Here is a 17,052-nt window from a genome sequence, read left to right as displayed (position 1 = left end):
TAAATACCTCATTATTGTGTTAAGTTAATTTTGGAACCTTGAATATTAATTTCCTGTGCATTAGTGATGAAATTCTTAGCCGAGTTAAGTGTGATATCTTTATCTTGTTGCAGGGATACCTTATTTTCTCCGCTATTGAGGGCGAGCGTTTTTTCTTTATTATCGAAGACTAATTCCTGTTGGTTATTCCCCTGTTTGATGACTAACGTTTTCACCGGGTTTTCTTCACTGGGTTCTAACGGGGATTTATTTTTCGGGTTGTGCATAGAACCTAATATCACCGGGAAACGCGGGTCACATTCAAAGAAACCGATAATTACTTCATCCCCTGGTTCTGGATAAAAGCAGAATCCGCTTTCATGGCTGGCGTAAGGTTTACCCAGTCGGGCAAAAAGTACACCTTGGGTTAGGTTTAATGCCGGTATTCTGATTGGAATACGATCCAGCGATTGGCTGTCTTGTTGGTAGTTTTCCACAATCCCGATATGCAATTCTTTTACCTGAGGCACGGCGTGTTCCACGTCTGGTAGTACGCCCAGGGTTAACCGGGTACGCCAACCTTGCCGATGAGTGATTATTTGACTGATGCCGGTGATAATCCCCTGACCATCCATGCCTTGACCAAAACCGTTCAGCTCTAGCACATCACCCGGTTGATAGTGGTCATTGCCTTCCACTTCAACAATGCCGGAGACATTATGGCTTCGCAGGTTATCCATAATACCTTGGGCAAGGTGTTTGGCTTGTTCATCATCCAACGGATGGCTGAAAACCCATTGCCATTCCTGATCGGTCAGTGTTTCGATACTGTCCATTGCCAGCTTTTCACTGCCAATCCCGCTATCTTTTGCCTGAGTTCCCTGAGAAAGCTTTTGTTGGGCAATATCCCAAGCCTGCACACTCACCGTTTTGGGACTGCGTTGGTTATCCCATTGCAGATTCGCTTCAAATAACACAATATCTTGATGACTGCCACGTTGAAGGATCGTATGCACAATTGATTGATTTAGGGTGTTAGGTGTTACCAGCGTAACAGCTTCATTGCCGGGTAGCAGCCAGGTATTGTTGGCGATCAACCGGCTTTTTAAGAATGTCCAGTCATTGCAACGAAATTGCACCATTTGCTCATGTACGGTTTTAAGTTGAGGCGCCTGTTTTATCGTCATTTGTATATCTGCCTGACTGAATAGCTTCTTGATAATTGCCTCATCGCTTTGCTCACTGAAAAGCTGAGAATGAAAGCTATGGGTTAATTTTTGTAGTGGATGTTTTGCCGTCAGGATAATTAGGCTGTCTTGACCCTTGAGTCTAAGTGCCTGCCGAACAATGATCCCCTTAAACAGTACGGTTTTTTGGACTTGCACGGTAATTTCATGATTCGGGCGGCAACTTACCAGTTCCGTCTGCGATTTGGCGTCAAAAATATGACTGGCGTCGCCAACGATACCCAAGGTGATGTTCGCTGAGGGGATGCCATTGATTTGGTAGTTTATTGTTAGATTGATGACAGTAAATTGATTGAGCGTTTTTCCACCTATTTCGATGGCTACCGTAGGTATTTTCATGCATCCCCCTTTGCTTGTAGAGTTTGCCCTGGGGTGAAATCATCAAGATTATCCAGACCGTTTTGCCAGGCGAGGGAAAGGTAATCAATACCGCCTGCGAGAGAGGCTCCGGCACCTAATGCAATTAAGGGCAGGGAGAGCATATCTGTCACGCTGACCGCAGTCACTGGTGGCGATTTTAATTGCTTCTCTGTGGCTTGAATAATAAAGCTTTCGTCTCCCACTAGAGATAAAGTGGCAGTGGCTCGTAGTGGGGTAGCGTCTCGGTCAAACAGGGTGTAATTGATGGTGAGGCCGCTGACCCGGCAAGCGAAATAGCCTTTATTTTCCCAGCGCATTTTACCCCATTTGATTTTAATGAAATGCGGGACGTTAGTGCTGGCATCAACCGCACACAGGGTTTTCAGGGCCGCAAGCTGCGTTTCTATCGGAGTATTGTTACCGGGCATAGCGGTATCAAATAACAGGACCAGTGACAATCCGGCTGGCTGGGATAACACATAGCGGCTGCTTTGGCTGGTATTATTAACGCTTTCATCTTGTTGATAGCGAGTTTGGTAATCAAGCTGGATGTCATTGGGGTTATACATTGCCTGTAAACTGCCCACCGAGACTTTGCTTTCCCGGTCTTTGTAAGCGGTGAGGGTGAGCTTGGGCAGGCTGCGCTCAATTAAGCTCATAATAGCCTCCTGTTTCACGCAATGCGGCTAATACTTCCCGTTTCACGATATCAATCAGCCTGGCATTATCCAGTGCTTCCTGGGCTAAGGTTCGTGGTGATGATTGATCACTCGCGGGATCGTTGACTTTCGCCTGAATAATCAGCTCTTTAATTTCTACAGTCATGCTTTTACTCCTAACCAGCGCATATCCTGATAACGTAGTTCCAGTGAGTTTACCAGCACGGTGTTGCTATTAGCATCAAGGTCGCTGGTGGACCAACGAACGGGGAGGGCGTTACTGACCGTCCAGCTCGCCACGGGTAACGTATTTTCGTTCAGTAGCATGATGACGATATCAGCATACATTGCTTTCTCGCCGCGTAGGACGCGATCAAACACTAAGGTGAGCGGTGTGATCGTCATGACACCACGCTCCAGCACCAGGCTGCCATGCTGGATTTTTTCGGCCAGCCAGACATTTCTGGCGTTTTCCCCGCCCTGGCTGTGTTGGGTAGTTTGCAGCTCACGGCTCAAGCCTGATATCCGTTGAAAGGCGATGTCGAGCGGGCTGGGAATATTGTTAAAAAGAAAGCTGGCGATAAAACGGTGTGACACTGACGGGGTGTATAAATTGAGCATGTTGTGCCCCTGTTTAATTTAATTGGTGGTTCCGGTACGGGTATCAAATGTCAGACTCAGCTCAATAAATTCAGCCGGAATTAACAGGGCCAGTCTGATTTTCATGATCATTTTTCCGGCCAAAATATCTGTTTCACTCATTGATTCATTAATACCCAGTAACACCTCAAATGCTTGATCTTCCTGAGTGCCTCGCAATCCACCTTTTAGCCATAATTGACGTAGCCAGTTGTGGGCCTGACCTTTAAATTTCATCCAGGTGATGGCGTTATTGGGTTCAAAGACAAAGGCTCGGCCAAGTTGGGTCATATGAGTTTCGATATAGGAAACCAGACGGCGGATTTGAATATAGCGCCAGGGAGAACCGGGTGTGTTGTCTAAGGTGCGGCATCCCCAGATTTTAATGCCTTTGCCAGGGAAACTTCGAACCAGATTCAGTGAGGTGCCGTCTCGATTAAAGAGGCTGTCGGCTTCAATATAAGAGCGTACCGGGCTGATCACTTTGGCTAAAGCGATATTGGCAGGAGCTGTCCATACGCCTTTTTGGTGATCATTGCGTTGTATAACAGCGGCGACCGCGGCGGCGGGCGAAAGTACGATATGTTTATCTTTCTCCTGATAAGTGCTTATCAGCCTTGGCCAGTATACGGCACCCCATTGTCGATCACTTGAGGAAAAATCAGCCAGACAATCAGCGGCTAATTCTGGATCGTCCGGGGCATCCAGTAATGCCATGATGCAGCGTCGGCTTTTGCAAAGTTCAAGTATTGATTGCCATGCTTCTTGCCAAAGGGTTTTTTTAGTGTGAGTGATAGCCTTTAATACTAGGTTGCCGAGTGGTTCTATGAAAAAATCAAGTACTGATAACCCAGTTTTTATTCCTTGGGTAATGAGATCATCTTGGTTAAAACGAGTAATATCAGGCGCGATAATTAGCGTGATTTCATGCTCTGCGGAAATCGCTTGTTTTATCCACTCCTGTTGTAGGGCGGTGATCAATAATTGAAAATCGGTTAGCGATTTATCATGACCCAATGACAGTACATAGGCTTGTTGTCCGCCGTTTTCAAAAAAGTGGCGCACTGAATAATAGGTTAATCCTGATTTACCAAAATGTTGGGTAAAGTCAGTCAGGCTGTTTAGTTTAACAGCAGTTTTATTACTTGGGCTTGTTTCGGTATAACCAATAAAAATGGGGACACCGATAAATTCATTGTTTGGCTTCGAGGATATCGAGTTTTCCGTTATTGTGACGCCAGGCTGTATCATTATTGTTTCCTCTTATTCAACACTGGACTGAATGGACGCGGTGTTAAACCGCGCCTCAGTACGATTACTGTGCTACGTTTTGTGAAAACTGAAGAATAATAAATTCAGCAGGACGCACGGCGGCCATACCGACTTTGACGATCATTTTGCCCTGTTTGATATCGTCTTCAGTCATGGTGGTGCCTTTACCGATTTGAACAAAGTAAGCCTGTTCGGCTTTGTTGCCTGCCAGTCCGCCTTGTTGCCAGAGGGCATAGAGATAGTTATCGATAGCCCGATGTACGGCTTTCCAGGTTGGCTGGCTATTCGGTTCAAAGACAGCAAATTGCATTGCCTTCTTGATATCTCGTTCCGCCGCATTAAATAAACGTCGAACTGGGATGTAGCGCCAATTGTCCGTTTTATCTAATGTGCGGGCTCCCCAAATTAGCGTGCCTTTGCTGGTAAAGGCACGGATGGCATTAATACCTTCTTCATTCATGGTACCTTGCTTATCATCTGTGATCGGCTCAGATGGTTTGGCATTATTCAATGCCATATTAGCGGGGGCTTTCCAGACACCACGACTGGCATCGGTTGCTGCATATGCTCCCGCGACTGCGGCGCTTGGGGGTAAGGTAATTTTAGTGGCTCTTAATTTGTCATCGACTGTTTTTTTAGCGGCAGCATATTCCTTTGGAGAAGCAGTTTTCAGCTCGGCTAGGGTTTTAGCTCCGTCATAACCATCTAGCTTAATATCAGCATCCGCAGGTTGGTTATAAGTAAAAGAGGTCTCTAAATTAGGGTAATAGACAGCGGTTTTATCTGGCTGGGTATTTGGTTGTTCTGTCCCGTCTTTACTATCAGCAATCAGGAAGTAACCTACTTTTGCCTGCAATAGCGAATTTACCGCATTGTAGACTTTCTGTTTTAATTCTATATTCTTTTCAGGGCAGACTAGTAAGGTAATCTCCTGTTGTTTTTCAATCAGATCTGGCAGAGTTTTTAATTCTGTTTCTTCAGCGCTTTGATCTGTTTCTACCAACGGCAACAGATAACATACACCGCCACCATTATTAAAATAGTGCTGTATAGCAAAGGCACTGAGAGAAGTGGGTGTGACAGTAGCTTCATAGGTATAGGTTTTTGGGGAACCCTCACCCTTACTTGTAGCTTTCACTGATACGACCGGTACCGGTGAAAGTAAAAACTGCGAAGTAAAATCCAACCAACTGGTAATTCTAATACAGCTCCCTTTTGCTGGCAGGCTGCCGTCTTTTTTGAAAAACTTACCAATAAAAACGGGAATAGCTGTTGGGCTGTTGTTAATTGATAACGATAGAGAGGCGTCTTCTTCAATATAAACGCCCGGTGTGGCATAGGTTGCAGAAGCCATGAGGTTTTCCTTAAATAGGGTAAATAGGCGGTGATCCTGAATCAGTTACCGCCCTATTAAGACTGGGCAACGTTCTGGGTAAATTGCAGAATAATGAATTCAGCGGGACGAACTGCTGCCATGCCCACTTTGACAATCATTTTCCCTTGCTTAATGTCAGTGTCAGACATGGTGATATCTTTACCAATCTGGACAAAGTAAGCTTCTTGCGGTTTATTTCCTGCGAGTGCTCCTTGTTGCCAAAGTTGATAGAGGTAGTTGTCAATGGCTGTTTGTATCCGTTTCCAAGTTGGCTGGCTATTTGGTTCAAAGACGGCAAATTGCATTGCCTTCTTAATATCCCGTTCCGCCGCATTAAATAAGCGACGTACCGGGATATAACGCCAATTGTCCGTTTTATCTAATGTGCGAGCCCCCCAAATTAGCGTGCCTTTGCCGATAAAGTGACGGATGGCATTAATACCGGCTTCATTCATGGTACCTTGCTTATCATCTGTGATCGGCTCAGATGGTTTGGCATTATTCAATGCCACATTAGCGGGGGCTTTCCAGACACCACGACTGGCATCGGTTGCTGCATATGCTCCCGCGACTGCGGCGCTTGGGGGTAAGGTAATTTTAGTGGCTCTTAATTCGTCATCGACTGTTTTTTTAGCGGCAGCATATTCCTTTGGAGAAGCAGTTTTCAGCTCGGCTAGGGTTTTAGCTCCGTTATAATCATCTAGCTTAATATCAGCATCCGCAGGTTGGTTATAAGTAAAAGAGGTCTCTAAATTAGGGTAATAGACAGCGGTTTTATCTGGCTGGGTACTTGGTTTTTTTGTCCCGTCGTCACTATCAGCAATCAGGAAGTAACCTACTTTTGCCTGCAATAGCGAATTTACCTCATTGTAGACTTTCTGTTTTAATTCTATATCCTTTTCAGGGCAGACTAGTAAGGTAATCTCCTGTTGTTTTTCAATCAGATCTGGCAGAGTTTCTAATTCTGTTTCTACCAACTGCAACAGATAACATACACCGCCACCATTATTAAAATAGTGCTGTATAGCAAAGGCACTGAGAGAAGTGGTTGTGATAGTAGCTTTATAGGTATAGGTTTTTGAGGAACCCTCACCCTTACTTGTAGCTTTCACTGATACGACCGGTACCGGTGAAAGTAAAAACTGCGAAGTAAAATCCAACCAACTGGTAATTCTAATACAGCTCCCTTTTGCTGGCAGGCTGCCGTCTTTTTTGAAAAACTTACCAATAAAAACGGGAATAGCTGTTGGGCTGTTGTTAATTGATAACGATAGAGAGGCGTCTTCTTCAATATAAACGCCGGGATAAGTTGTGGTTGTTGGCATATATTGCCTCCAATTATTGGGCGGTATTTTGCGTAAATGTTTTAAGCTGCCTGAATGGTTACCCGATCCGCGGTAAGTTTTATTTCTTGAACCGCAATATCATTGCTGGTGGCATCAAAAGAAGGGGAGGTTAATGACGTTGGGAACGCATTTGCTACGCTCCAGGTCATTAAAATTTCGGTACCGGCTTCATTGGTTAGGTTAATTGCAACATCTTTTTTCTCAACCTGATTAAGCTGAATGGAATTAAGCCAGTCAAAAAGTTTAGTATCCCCAGGGAATACGCCTTTACGTAGCGTAATATTGATTAACTGACGTTGGCCCGGCATTTTATAGTAATTACCGGTCCCATCTTTATACTCTATTACATCATACGTAATATCGAGCCCCGAAACGCTGTTGAAAGGGATTTGTTCATCACCAACGGAGACAACAAATCGATAAGTAGGAATCGGATAGTCAACAGCGATTTGATCAGTAGTTGTAGCCATAATTATTTCCTTTATTTTTCATTTAGATTGCGAATTAAAAGCAATTATTGCTTTGTTTTTATTAGTGCAGTAGCTATAGACAATAGCTACCGCACTAACCTGGTTTTTCTTGGTTACTCTTTATATAGAAACGTTACTCGGTGAGTTTGAGATCACATTGATGATCACGTTGGATTATAGTCAACTTAAATCAATTTCAAATACCAATTATTAATAATTAGAATTATCAATCAATAAAATAATAACAATGTAAATTATTTTACAATCACATGGTTATATTTTTCTATAAAAGAATGAATAAATAGTGTGTTATAAATTTTGATATATAAATGATGTCTGACTTCGGCAAAGCGATTTATTAACAGCGGGTTATGTCTATTTCTTTTCGCAGGTTTAATATGTCAGATTATTAGGTTTTAATAGTAGATGGTGGGGATTGATGTCGTTATTTATAGTTTTCCTATAATGACAAATATTTTTTGTGGTGATTCTAATAGAGATAGCCTGGATTTGTTTCCTTTACTTATTTCTATATTACTATCTATTATTACCAGGCTATGATTCATATCGTTTGGTTTTTATGGATAAAGTGACTTCTGGTTTTAATAACCTAATTAATCTGTCTAAAGGAATATGGGCTCTATAAAGTGAGCGATCGTATCTCTATCAAGTGCGTGGTTATGACTTGGCCAATTTAAGGGCGATCGAGCTAAGTTTAATGAGTTCCTTGGTATACTGGATAATTTTCCATTCTGGTTCAACATGGTGACACCCCGTGCAGAACAGAATATGATGTAATTTCTGGCTTCTGATAGCTGATTTTTTTAATACAAACTACAGCTTAATTGCTGTAGTTTGATTCAACATCGTTTTATGAGGAAAGTCAGACAGAGGGACGCGCGACGATATTACGTGTTTCCATTCTTACCTCTTCAATACGGACATTGATAATGTCGTTTAATTGGTAAGCAGCTTCACCTTTGATAATCACTGTGCCGGTCTCTTGACTACATTGCAGTTCATCACGCACAGCGTGCAGGAATGGTGCCGGTATAAAGGCGACCGCGCCATTATCTACCAGACGGACACGCAAACCTCCGCGGGTAATATCGATGATCTCTGCGGTAAATTGTTGCTCGGTTCCAGCATGAGGTTGCAGGAAGCGCGCATACAGCCAATCACCCACATCGCGTTCAGCCATACGGTTCAGGCGGCGACGTTCAGACAGTTGCAAGCAGGTTTCTTCTGCTGGTTTTTCTGCATCCGTTTTTTGAATAATTGCTTTCAGTAAGCGATGGTTAACCATATCGCTGTATTTACGGATTGGTGATGTCCAGGTGGCGTAAGCATCAAAACCAAGGCCAAAATGGGGACCAGGTTCAGATTTAATTTCTGCAAAAGTCTGGAAACGGCGAATACGGCTATCAAGGAATTGTGTTGGTTGCTTATCCAATTCACGGCGTAATTTGCAGAAGCCATCCAATGTCAGTAACTCTTCTGCATTTTCTTCAATACCGTTTTCTTTCAGTAATTCAACTACTTGATCAATCTGGAGTGGCTCAAAACCGGTATGGACATTGTAGACACCAAAGCCTAACTTATCGCGCAGTATTTTTGCCGCGCACAGGTTAGAAGTGATCATAGCTTCTTCGACAATACGGTTTGATGCACGGCGTTGTTCTACGGCGATATCCAGCACATAACCATTTTCATCAAGAACAAAGCGGTAGTCAGGGCGATCTTTGAAAATAAGGGCATGTTGATGACGCCATTGGTTACGGCGTTCGCTCATTTCTTTCAAAAGATTGATTTGAGTTGTAATGGATTCAGAAGCAGGTTTCCAGGTACCTTTTCCTTCCAGCCAGTCAGAAACTTCGTCATAAACCAGCTTCGCTTTTGATTCAACCCAAGTAGAGAAAAACGCGATATCGTCACCAAGCTGACCATCTTCAAGGATAGACACCTGACAAACCAATGCGGGGCGACGCTCATTAGGACGCAGAGAACATAAGTTTTCTGACAGGTCGCGTGGCAACATGGGGATATTGAAACCCGGCAGGTAGTTAGTGAAAGCACGTTGATGAGCAATCTTGTCCAGTTCGCTGTCAGCCGCGATATAAGCTGTTGGATCAGCAATGGCTATGCTGAGTTTCAGGCTGCCGTCATCTTGTTTGGCGACATGCAAAGCGTCATCCATATCTTCTGTGGTCGCACTGTCAATAGTGACAAAATCCAGAGAAGTTAAGTCCATCCGCTCAAGATCGCCATCATTCAGTTGGCAATCGGCAGTCATCTCTGGCGCATTACGTTCCAGATTATGGCGGGTCAGTGTTACCCACCAAGGCGCATAGTGATTGTCGCCTTCGGTGATATAGCCGGTAATTTCTGCATGAAAGCCACGGCTTCCTTTCAGGGGATGATGGCGCATTTCAGCGACGGCCCAATCACCGTTCTGAAACGGATGAGTGACTTGATTGGCCGGGCGGCAAGGGATGGCGTCTTTTAGCAGAGGGTGATCAGGAACGATCCATAGACGATTGTCATTTTCTTTTTTCTGGATACGGCCAACGAAGCGATTTAGAAATGGTTCGACCAATGTTTCTGGTTCGGCGATCTCTCTTTCTTTATCAGTATGAATAGCGGCGGTAACCCGATCGCCATGCATCACTTTTTTCATTTGTGGAGGCGGAATGAAATAGCTTTTTTGCCCATCGACTTCCAGAAATCCGAAACCTTTTTCTGTGCCTTTTACGAGGCCCTCTACGCGGAGTGTCTGGGAATGAAGTTGCTGTTTTAGCTGTGCAAGCAGCGGATTGTTTTGAAACATAATATCCGGAGAAAGTTGAAGGTTATTATCAGATAGTTTTGGAATAACATTTTTACGCGAATCAGCGGTGTCGAGCAAGCAACATCTGCAAAATAGCATAAAACAGTATGGATTTTGCAATGAAAATTATAATAGTTACTTAGGGTAAACTTTTTCTTTAAACTTAAAAGCAATATAACGTAGTCAAAGATGAAAATCGCATCTGCAAAATTAATCAACTGGCAGTCTGAATTTTTTACAATCTGGTATTCAGAAGGACTACCATTATTGTGGTAATAGAGCGCGATTTTTCGTTGGAGTGGCTTATGAACAAAGTAAATTCAAACAATTCGTCTCACCGCAACGGACCTTGGCCTTTTACAGCTCTTGTTTACAATCGTATTCGCATAAATCTTCAATAATGCAAGAACCGCAACGAGGTTTACGGGCTATACAGGTATAACGTCCATGTAAAATAAGCCAGTGATGGCAATCGACTTTAAATTCAGCCGGAACGACTTGCAGTAATTTATTTTCGACTTCATTGACATTTTTACCGGGAGCAAAATGAGTACGGTTACACACCCGAAAAATATGTGTATCTACCGCAATGGTCGGCCAGCCAAAAGCGGTGTTTAATACCACATTGGCTGTCTTGCGGCCAACGCCTGGCAGTGCTTCTAACGCAGCACGATCCTCAGGAACTTCACTACCATGTTTTTCCAGCAAGATCCGGCAGGTTTTAATGGTGTTTTCCGCTTTGGTGTTATACAGGCCGATGGTTTTTATATACTCTTTCAGCCCATCTACGCCAAGGTTAAGAATGGCCTGAGGTGTATTGGCAACCGGATAGAGTTTCGCTGTCGCTTTATTAACACTCACATCTGTCGCCTGAGCTGAAAGCAGTACTGAAATAAGCAATTCAAAGGGGGTGGTGAAAACTAATTCAGTTGTTGGTTTTGGGTTGTTATCGCGTAAACGCGTTAAAATTTCGATACGTTTTTGTTTGTTCATATTAAATGGAACTCTCTGGTTCTGGTGACATTGCGACTGCATTGCTCTTTTCTTTTATTGCTCTGGTTTTCATTTTTTCATCAATCAGGTATTTCGCTGCCAGCATTAACCCCAGGCCAATAAAAGCGCCCGGTGGCAAGATAGCCAGCAGGAAAGGGGAATCCATATGAACAATTTCTATCCGTAACACTTTAGCCCAATTGCCCAGCAGCAGATCAGCACCATCAAACAGGGTTCCATTGCCGAGAATTTCTCTCATCGCACCAAGAACAAACAGCGCAAAAGTGGCACCTAACCCCATGGCTAAACCATCAATGGCAGAAGGCATGACCGGATTTTTGGCAGCATAGGCTTCCGCACGACCAATAACAATACAGTTAGTGACAATCAGCGGAATGAAAATTCCCAGTGATTCATACAGGCCAAAAGCGTAGGCGTTAATCAGCATCTGTACGGTACTGACAACCGAAGCGATTATCATGACATAAATCGGGATGCGGATTTCATTGGGAACCCAACGACGCAGGCTGGACACAGCAATGTTGGTGCAGACTAGAACCAGTGTGGTTGCCAGCCCTAAACCAAGCGCATTGGTTGCAGTGGAAGACACCGCCAGCAGTGGACATAATCCCAGCAGTTGTACTAAAGCGGAGTTATTTTTCCACAATCCTTGGGTAAACAAGTTTTTGGTTTCACTCATGATTTTTCTCCACAGGGTTCCAGAGAAGAGAGATGTTCAGGTACGGTTTGTAAATAGAGAGCGGTCCATTTGACGGAGTTTACCACAGCGCGTGGGGTAATCGTGGCACCAGTAAATTGATCAAACTCACCACCATCTTTTTTCACCGCCCAGTGCCGGTTATTATCTGATTTTACGGTTTTCCCTGAGAATACTTTGATCCAGTCTGAAATCCGGGTTTCAATTTTATCGCCCAGGCCAGGAGTTTCATGATGTTCTGTCACCCGCACGCCTAATACTTTTCCTGAGAAATCTGCACCGACCAGTAACTGAATAGCTCCTGAATAGCCATCGGGTGCTGTACTTTCCAACGCTGCCGCCACCGGCTGACCATTTTTGCGGGCCAGATAAAGACGATGAGGTAGTTTGTTTCCCAGAGCATCGGCACTGATCAGATAACATTCGTTTTGCATATCGTTATCATACAAAGCAGGTGGAACAACCTGATCAAGCAGTGATTTATGCTGCAACGCGGCCTGTTCTGCGATGGTACTTTTAGTCAGTGAATTCACAACAGCCGTCAGTCCGGTAGTGATTGCAGCGAAAATAGCCAGCGTGATGCCGTGACGTCGCATTGTTTCTAACATAACGGCTCCTTATTTGTGCCCGTAAGCGCGGGGTTGAGTGTAATGGTCAATCAGTGGCACGGTGATATTCGCCAATAGGACGGCAAATGCTATCGCATCAGGATAACCACCATAAACACGGATGACCCAGACTAGCAAGCCAATCATTGCGCCAAAAACTAAACGGCCTTTGGGAGTTGTGGATGCACTAACCGGATCGGTTGCAATAAAAAATGCGCCCAGCATGGTTGCGCCAGAAAATAGTTGCAATAATGGCGGGGAATAACGGCTGGGATCAATCAGCCAGCTTGTGAGTGAACATAGACCTAATATGACGATAAATGCCACAGGAATTTGCCAGCTTATCACCTTTCTGTTAAGCAGAATAAGCCCGCCAACAAGATAAGCAATGTTGACCCATTGCCAGCCGATGCCTGCCAGAGATCCCTGTAATATTGGCTGACGCAGAACATCATCAATATTGTGAGTCAGTAAACCGGTTTTGAAACTATCCAGTGGTGTGGCCTGGCTTATTCCGTCGAAACCTTGCTGCAACTGTTGTAATGTTGCTCCATCGGGAGTTTGTCCGGTGAAGATTACCATCAAGCTGTCCAGTGGTGTGATGTGTGTTGCCAGCAAATCCATAGGCGGCAACCAACTGGTCATTTGCACTGGGAATGATATCAGTAACACGACATAACCAACCATTGCCGGGTTGAACGGGTTCTGACCAAGACCGCCATACAGGTGTTTGGCAATAATCACTGCAAAAGCTGTTCCCAATACAATCAGCCACCAGGGAGCCAGTGGTGGCAGACTGATTCCCAAAAGTAAGCCTGTCAGCAACGCGGAATTATCCTGCAAACGAGTCATAATCGATTGTTTACGCAGAGATAGAGCAAATGATTCCGCCAGCAGGGCAGTAATAACTGCAAGCAGAATTTGGAATAATGTACCGTAACTAAAAAAGTAAGTTTGTATCGCAATACCGGGTATCGCTGCCAGCACAACCCACAGCATCATGCGGCTGGTGCTTTGCTGATTATGTGTAAAAGGCGAACTTGCGACTTTTAGCTTTTTATTGTCAGTTTGAACGGGCCTGAATTTCATTGATAATAATCACTATTCTGTTGAAATTTTCTGTTGTTCCTGAGCGGCTTTCTTTGCCTTAACTCTGGCAATAGCGGCGGCAACGGCAGCTTTGCGTGGATCTGATTCTTCTGCTGGTGGTGCTTCTGCCTGAATGTCGGTTACTTGCTGTGTTTGAGCGGTTTTCTTGGCTTTAGCACGTGCGATAGCGGCGGCAACGGCAGCTTTGTGCGGATCCGTTTCCTTTGTTGGTGGTGTTTCTGCCTGAATTTCAGTTAATTGCTGTGTTTGAGCGGTTTTCTTGGCTTTGGCACGTGCGATAGCGGCGGCAACGGCAGCTTTACGCGGATCAGTTTCTTCTGTTGGTGGTGTTTCTGCCTGAATTTCAGTTAGTTGCTGTGTTTGAGCTTTCTTGGCTTTAACACGGGCAATGGCAGCTGCGACCGCATCCTGACGAGAATCTTGCTTTTCATCAGCGGTAGATTCTGGTTCTATTGTTTTAAGTGACGGTGTCACTTCTTGGCTTTGAGTGGCTTTCTTCGCTTTAGCTCTGGCAATTGCGGCTGCCAATGCGGCTTTGCGAGGATCTTCTGAACCTGTTGGTTCAGGTGTAACAGTATTGGTATTTTCAGTAGCTTGTTTTTCCGCCTGACGAGCACGAAGCTGCTCTTTTCTTGCCTGACGGGCGGCGATGATGGCTGAATTGTCTGGCACTTGTCCCGGCTCTATAGAAACAACTTTGCTTGCGTCAGCTTGTTTTTCCTTCACACGGGAGAGCGCGGCTTGTACAGCGCTTTTATCGGTATTATCGATTTGGACAGCGGCTTTTTTATGGCGTTCTTCACGGGCCAGTTTCTCCCGTTCCATACGAGCTTGCTTAGCTTCGAAACGAATTTTGGCTTCGGCTGAACGGAGGTTCTCCTGATCCAAAGCCCGAATTTCAGCTTTCTCCTGGCGGTAATATTGCACCAGCGGAATATTACTCGGGCAGACATAAGCACAGGCACCACATTCAATACAGTCGAACAGATTGTGATCTCTGGCTTTCTCATGCTCTTGTCCACGGCTGAACCAATAGAGTTGTTGTGGCAATAAATTGGCAGGGCAGGCTTCCACACATAACCCACAACGGATACAAGCCTCTTCCGCTGTATTTGAATCCATTTCCTGATGTGATGGCGCCAGAATGCAGTTACTGATTTTAACAACCGGTACATTCAAGTCAGGCAGAGTGAATCCCATCAGAGGGCCACCCATAATCACCATTTGTTCTGATTGTGGTTGAAAACCGGCTAATTGGAGAAGAAATTGTACCGGCGTTCCGAGTCGTGCCCAGAAGTTACCCGGTGAAGCTACTGCTTCGCCGGTAAGGGTGACGATACGTTCAATCAAAGGTTCGCCGTCAATAATGGCTCGTTTGATCGCAACCACAGTCCCGACGTTTTGCATCAGAACACCGATAGTAGAGGAACGTCCACCGGAAGGTACTTCTTTTCCGGTCAAAATTTTGGTCAGTTGTTTCGCACCTCCGGAAGGGTATTTGGTCGGAATAACCCGGACGATAATAGCGTTATCGCCGTTTAGAGCGGTTTTCAGTGCTTTTATTGCTTCTGGTTTATTATCTTCTATACCAATCAGGATCTGCTCTGGTTTAAGCAGATGTTCCAGAATACGAGTGCCTTCAATAAGTTCGTTCGCATGTTCCTGCATTAAGCGGTCATCAGCGGTAATATAAGGCTCGCATTCTGCGGCATTGATGATCAGCGTCTTGATACCATGCCGACTACTTTGCAGTTTGGCTGCGGTAGGAAAGCCCGCGCCACCTAAACCGGCGATCCCTGCCTGATGGATGAGGTTAAGGATCGTGTCTGCATCAAGTGATTGATAATCAGGTGTCTGAATGCGTTTACACCATTGATCTGCACCATCAGGGAGCAAACGAACACACAACTCTTTCAGCCCGGATGGGTGTGCTGTTATGCAGGGTTCAATGGCAATGATGGTACCGGAAGTTGATGCGTGAACCGGGACGGTACGGCCAGTGCCAAACGTCAGAGGTTGGCCTTTAAGCACTTTATCACCGGCTTCAACCAGCAATTCACCTTCGGTACCCAAATGTTGTTGCAGCGGGATGATTAACTCGTCTGGCAGTGGTGCAATGCGCAATGGTGTCTGACTGGATTGTAACTTCATTTCAGGTGGGTGAATACCACCTTCAAAATCCCAGATTTTGTTTTTGTTGAGTAAATTGAACAAATTAAGCATGGTGTTCAACCTCAATGTTTTTAACCGGGATACTGTTAATGGAAGCTGCCTGGGATGGCTGAACAGTGATATTTTTTACCGGAATGGTTTTTAAATCCCACTTCCAGTTCGCAGTAGTTGTTGCTACAGGGATCATCGTAATACAGTCTGTCGGGCAAGGAGCAACGCACAGGTCGCATCCGGTACATAAATCCTCAACAACGGTATGCATGGCGCGGGTTGCACCGACGATAGCGTCTACAGGGCAGGCCTGAATACATTTAGTGCAGCCAATGCAATTCTCTTCATCAACAAATGCGACTTTGCGGACGGGGTTTTTTACGCTTTCATCACCATCCAGTGGTTGTGGATCGACACCAAGCAGCTCTGAGATTTTCAGCATGGCTTGTTCACCACCAGGCGCGCATTTGTTAATCATCTCACCATTATTCGCCACCGCTTCGGCATAAGGGCGGCAGCCAGGATAACCACATTGTCCACACTGGCTTTGAGGCAAAATATCATCAATGTTTTCAACGATAGGATCTTCTTCCACCTGAAAACGACGGGCAGCAAAACCCAGGATTAACCCAAAAATTAACCCTAGTGCACTTAGCGCACCAATAGCAATCCATAACGATATCATCAGAACTTCACCAAACCACTAAAACCCATAAAAGCCAGGGACATTAATCCTGCGGTAATCAGGCCGATAGATGAGCCTTTGAAGGGGGCGGGGACATCGGCAACAGCCAGGCGTTCACGAATAGCGGCAAACAGTACCATTACCAGAGAAAAACCTGCGGCAGCCCCGAATCCATAAATAGCGGATTGCAGAAAATCGTGTGATTGATTGATATTCAGCAGCGCCACACCCAGCACAGCACAGTTAGTCGTAATCAACGGCAGGAAAATACCCAGTAACCGGTATAGCGTCGGGCTGGTTTTACGTACAACGAGTTCTGTGAATTGTACCACAACGGCAATGACAAGAATGAAACTCAGGGTACGCAGATAGATTAAGTCCAATGGTAGTAAAATAAAGGTATTCACCAGCCATGAACATACTGAGGCCAATGTCATCACAAATGTTGTGGCAAATCCCATCCCGATGGCGGTTTCCAGCTTTTTAGAGACGCCCATAAAAGGACATAAGCCAAGAAATTTCACCAGAACGAAATTGTTAACCAATACGGTTCCGACAAATAAAAGAAAGTAGTCAGTCATTGCTGTGCCTGAAATAGAGT

The 17,052-nt window shown here is 44.9% G+C and carries 16 protein-coding genes; all 16 read right to left on the bottom strand.

Annotated elements, in window-relative coordinates:
• Nucleotides 1-11: 11 nt before the first annotated feature.
• A complete protein-coding gene (locus tag ACGF7G_RS09945; protein ID WP_387465113.1) occupies nt 12-1,565 on the bottom strand; it encodes a phage baseplate assembly protein V in 1,554 nt (517 codons plus the stop codon).
• A complete protein-coding gene (locus ACGF7G_RS09940) occupies nt 1,562-2,245 on the bottom strand; it encodes a hypothetical protein (protein WP_387465112.1) in 684 nt (227 codons plus the stop codon). Before ACGF7G_RS09940 ends, ACGF7G_RS09945 begins: the two co-directional genes overlap by 4 nt.
• Nucleotides 2,232-2,411: a DUF5908 family protein gene (locus ACGF7G_RS09935; RefSeq protein WP_387465111.1), complete on the bottom strand. Its 180-nt coding sequence runs from the start codon at nt 2,409-2,411 to the stop codon at nt 2,232-2,234. The genes ACGF7G_RS09940 and ACGF7G_RS09935 overlap by 14 nt, the downstream gene beginning before the upstream one ends.
• The gene (locus ACGF7G_RS09930; protein WP_387465110.1) at nt 2,408-2,866 is read right to left on the bottom strand and encodes a phage tail protein; all 459 of its coding nucleotides are present in this window, start codon (nt 2,864-2,866) and stop codon (nt 2,408-2,410) included. Before ACGF7G_RS09930 ends, ACGF7G_RS09935 begins: the two co-directional genes overlap by 4 nt.
• A gap of 18 nt (nt 2,867-2,884) precedes the next feature.
• Nucleotides 2,885-4,135, bottom strand: coding sequence for a phage tail sheath C-terminal domain-containing protein (locus ACGF7G_RS09925; RefSeq protein ID WP_387465109.1), 1,251 nt, complete (start codon nt 4,133-4,135; stop codon nt 2,885-2,887).
• A gap of 64 nt (nt 4,136-4,199) precedes the next feature.
• Nucleotides 4,200-5,510, bottom strand: coding sequence for a phage tail sheath family protein (locus ACGF7G_RS09920; RefSeq protein ID WP_387465107.1), 1,311 nt, complete (start codon nt 5,508-5,510; stop codon nt 4,200-4,202).
• A 56-nt stretch (nt 5,511-5,566) separates the two neighbouring features.
• On the bottom strand, nt 5,567-6,856 hold the full coding sequence (locus tag ACGF7G_RS09915) for a phage tail sheath family protein (protein WP_387465105.1): 1,290 nt from the start codon (nt 6,854-6,856) through the stop codon (nt 5,567-5,569).
• Nucleotides 6,857-6,897: 41 nt separating this feature from the next.
• Nucleotides 6,898-7,347, bottom strand: a complete 450-nt coding sequence (locus ACGF7G_RS09910; protein WP_132354551.1) for a phage tail protein — start codon at nt 7,345-7,347, stop codon at nt 6,898-6,900.
• Between the two features lie 883 nt (nt 7,348-8,230).
• Nucleotides 8,231-10,174, bottom strand: coding sequence for an exoribonuclease II (locus ACGF7G_RS09905; RefSeq protein WP_387465102.1), 1,944 nt, complete (start codon nt 10,172-10,174; stop codon nt 8,231-8,233).
• Nucleotides 10,175-10,531: 357 nt separating this feature from the next.
• Nucleotides 10,532-11,167, bottom strand: a complete 636-nt coding sequence (gene nth, locus ACGF7G_RS09900) for an endonuclease III (RefSeq protein ID WP_387465100.1) — start codon at nt 11,165-11,167, stop codon at nt 10,532-10,534.
• 1 nt (nt 11,168) lies between these two features.
• On the bottom strand, nt 11,169-11,867 hold the full coding sequence (locus ACGF7G_RS09895; protein ID WP_387465098.1) for an electron transport complex subunit E: 699 nt from the start codon (nt 11,865-11,867) through the stop codon (nt 11,169-11,171).
• Nucleotides 11,864-12,493: an electron transport complex subunit RsxG gene (gene rsxG / locus ACGF7G_RS09890; protein WP_387465096.1), complete on the bottom strand. Its 630-nt coding sequence runs from the start codon at nt 12,491-12,493 to the stop codon at nt 11,864-11,866. The genes ACGF7G_RS09895 and rsxG overlap by 4 nt, the downstream gene beginning before the upstream one ends.
• Before the next feature lie 9 nt (nt 12,494-12,502).
• Nucleotides 12,503-13,582 carry an electron transport complex subunit RsxD gene (rsxD, locus tag ACGF7G_RS09885; protein WP_387465094.1) on the bottom strand — a complete coding sequence of 360 codons (1,080 nt, stop codon included), beginning with the start codon at nt 13,580-13,582 and terminating at the stop codon, nt 12,503-12,505.
• A gap of 12 nt (nt 13,583-13,594) precedes the next feature.
• Entirely contained in the window at nt 13,595-15,826 is a 2,232-nt protein-coding gene (rsxC, locus tag ACGF7G_RS09880; protein ID WP_387465092.1) for an electron transport complex subunit RsxC, read from the bottom strand.
• Nucleotides 15,819-16,451 carry an electron transport complex subunit RsxB gene (gene rsxB, locus ACGF7G_RS09875; RefSeq protein ID WP_387465090.1) on the bottom strand — a complete coding sequence of 211 codons (633 nt, stop codon included), beginning with the start codon at nt 16,449-16,451 and terminating at the stop codon, nt 15,819-15,821. Before rsxB ends, rsxC begins: the two co-directional genes overlap by 8 nt.
• Nucleotides 16,451-17,032 carry an electron transport complex subunit RsxA gene (gene rsxA, locus ACGF7G_RS09870; protein WP_011146612.1) on the bottom strand — a complete coding sequence of 194 codons (582 nt, stop codon included), beginning with the start codon at nt 17,030-17,032 and terminating at the stop codon, nt 16,451-16,453. The genes rsxB and rsxA overlap by 1 nt, the downstream gene beginning before the upstream one ends.
• Nucleotides 17,033-17,052 lie beyond the last annotated feature (20 nt).

The sequence above is a fragment of the Photorhabdus sp. RM323S genome, assembly GCF_042879375.1.
Taxonomy (GTDB): domain Bacteria; phylum Pseudomonadota; class Gammaproteobacteria; order Enterobacterales; family Enterobacteriaceae; genus Photorhabdus; species Photorhabdus tasmaniensis.
This window is presented reverse-complemented; position numbering and strand designations above follow the sequence as displayed.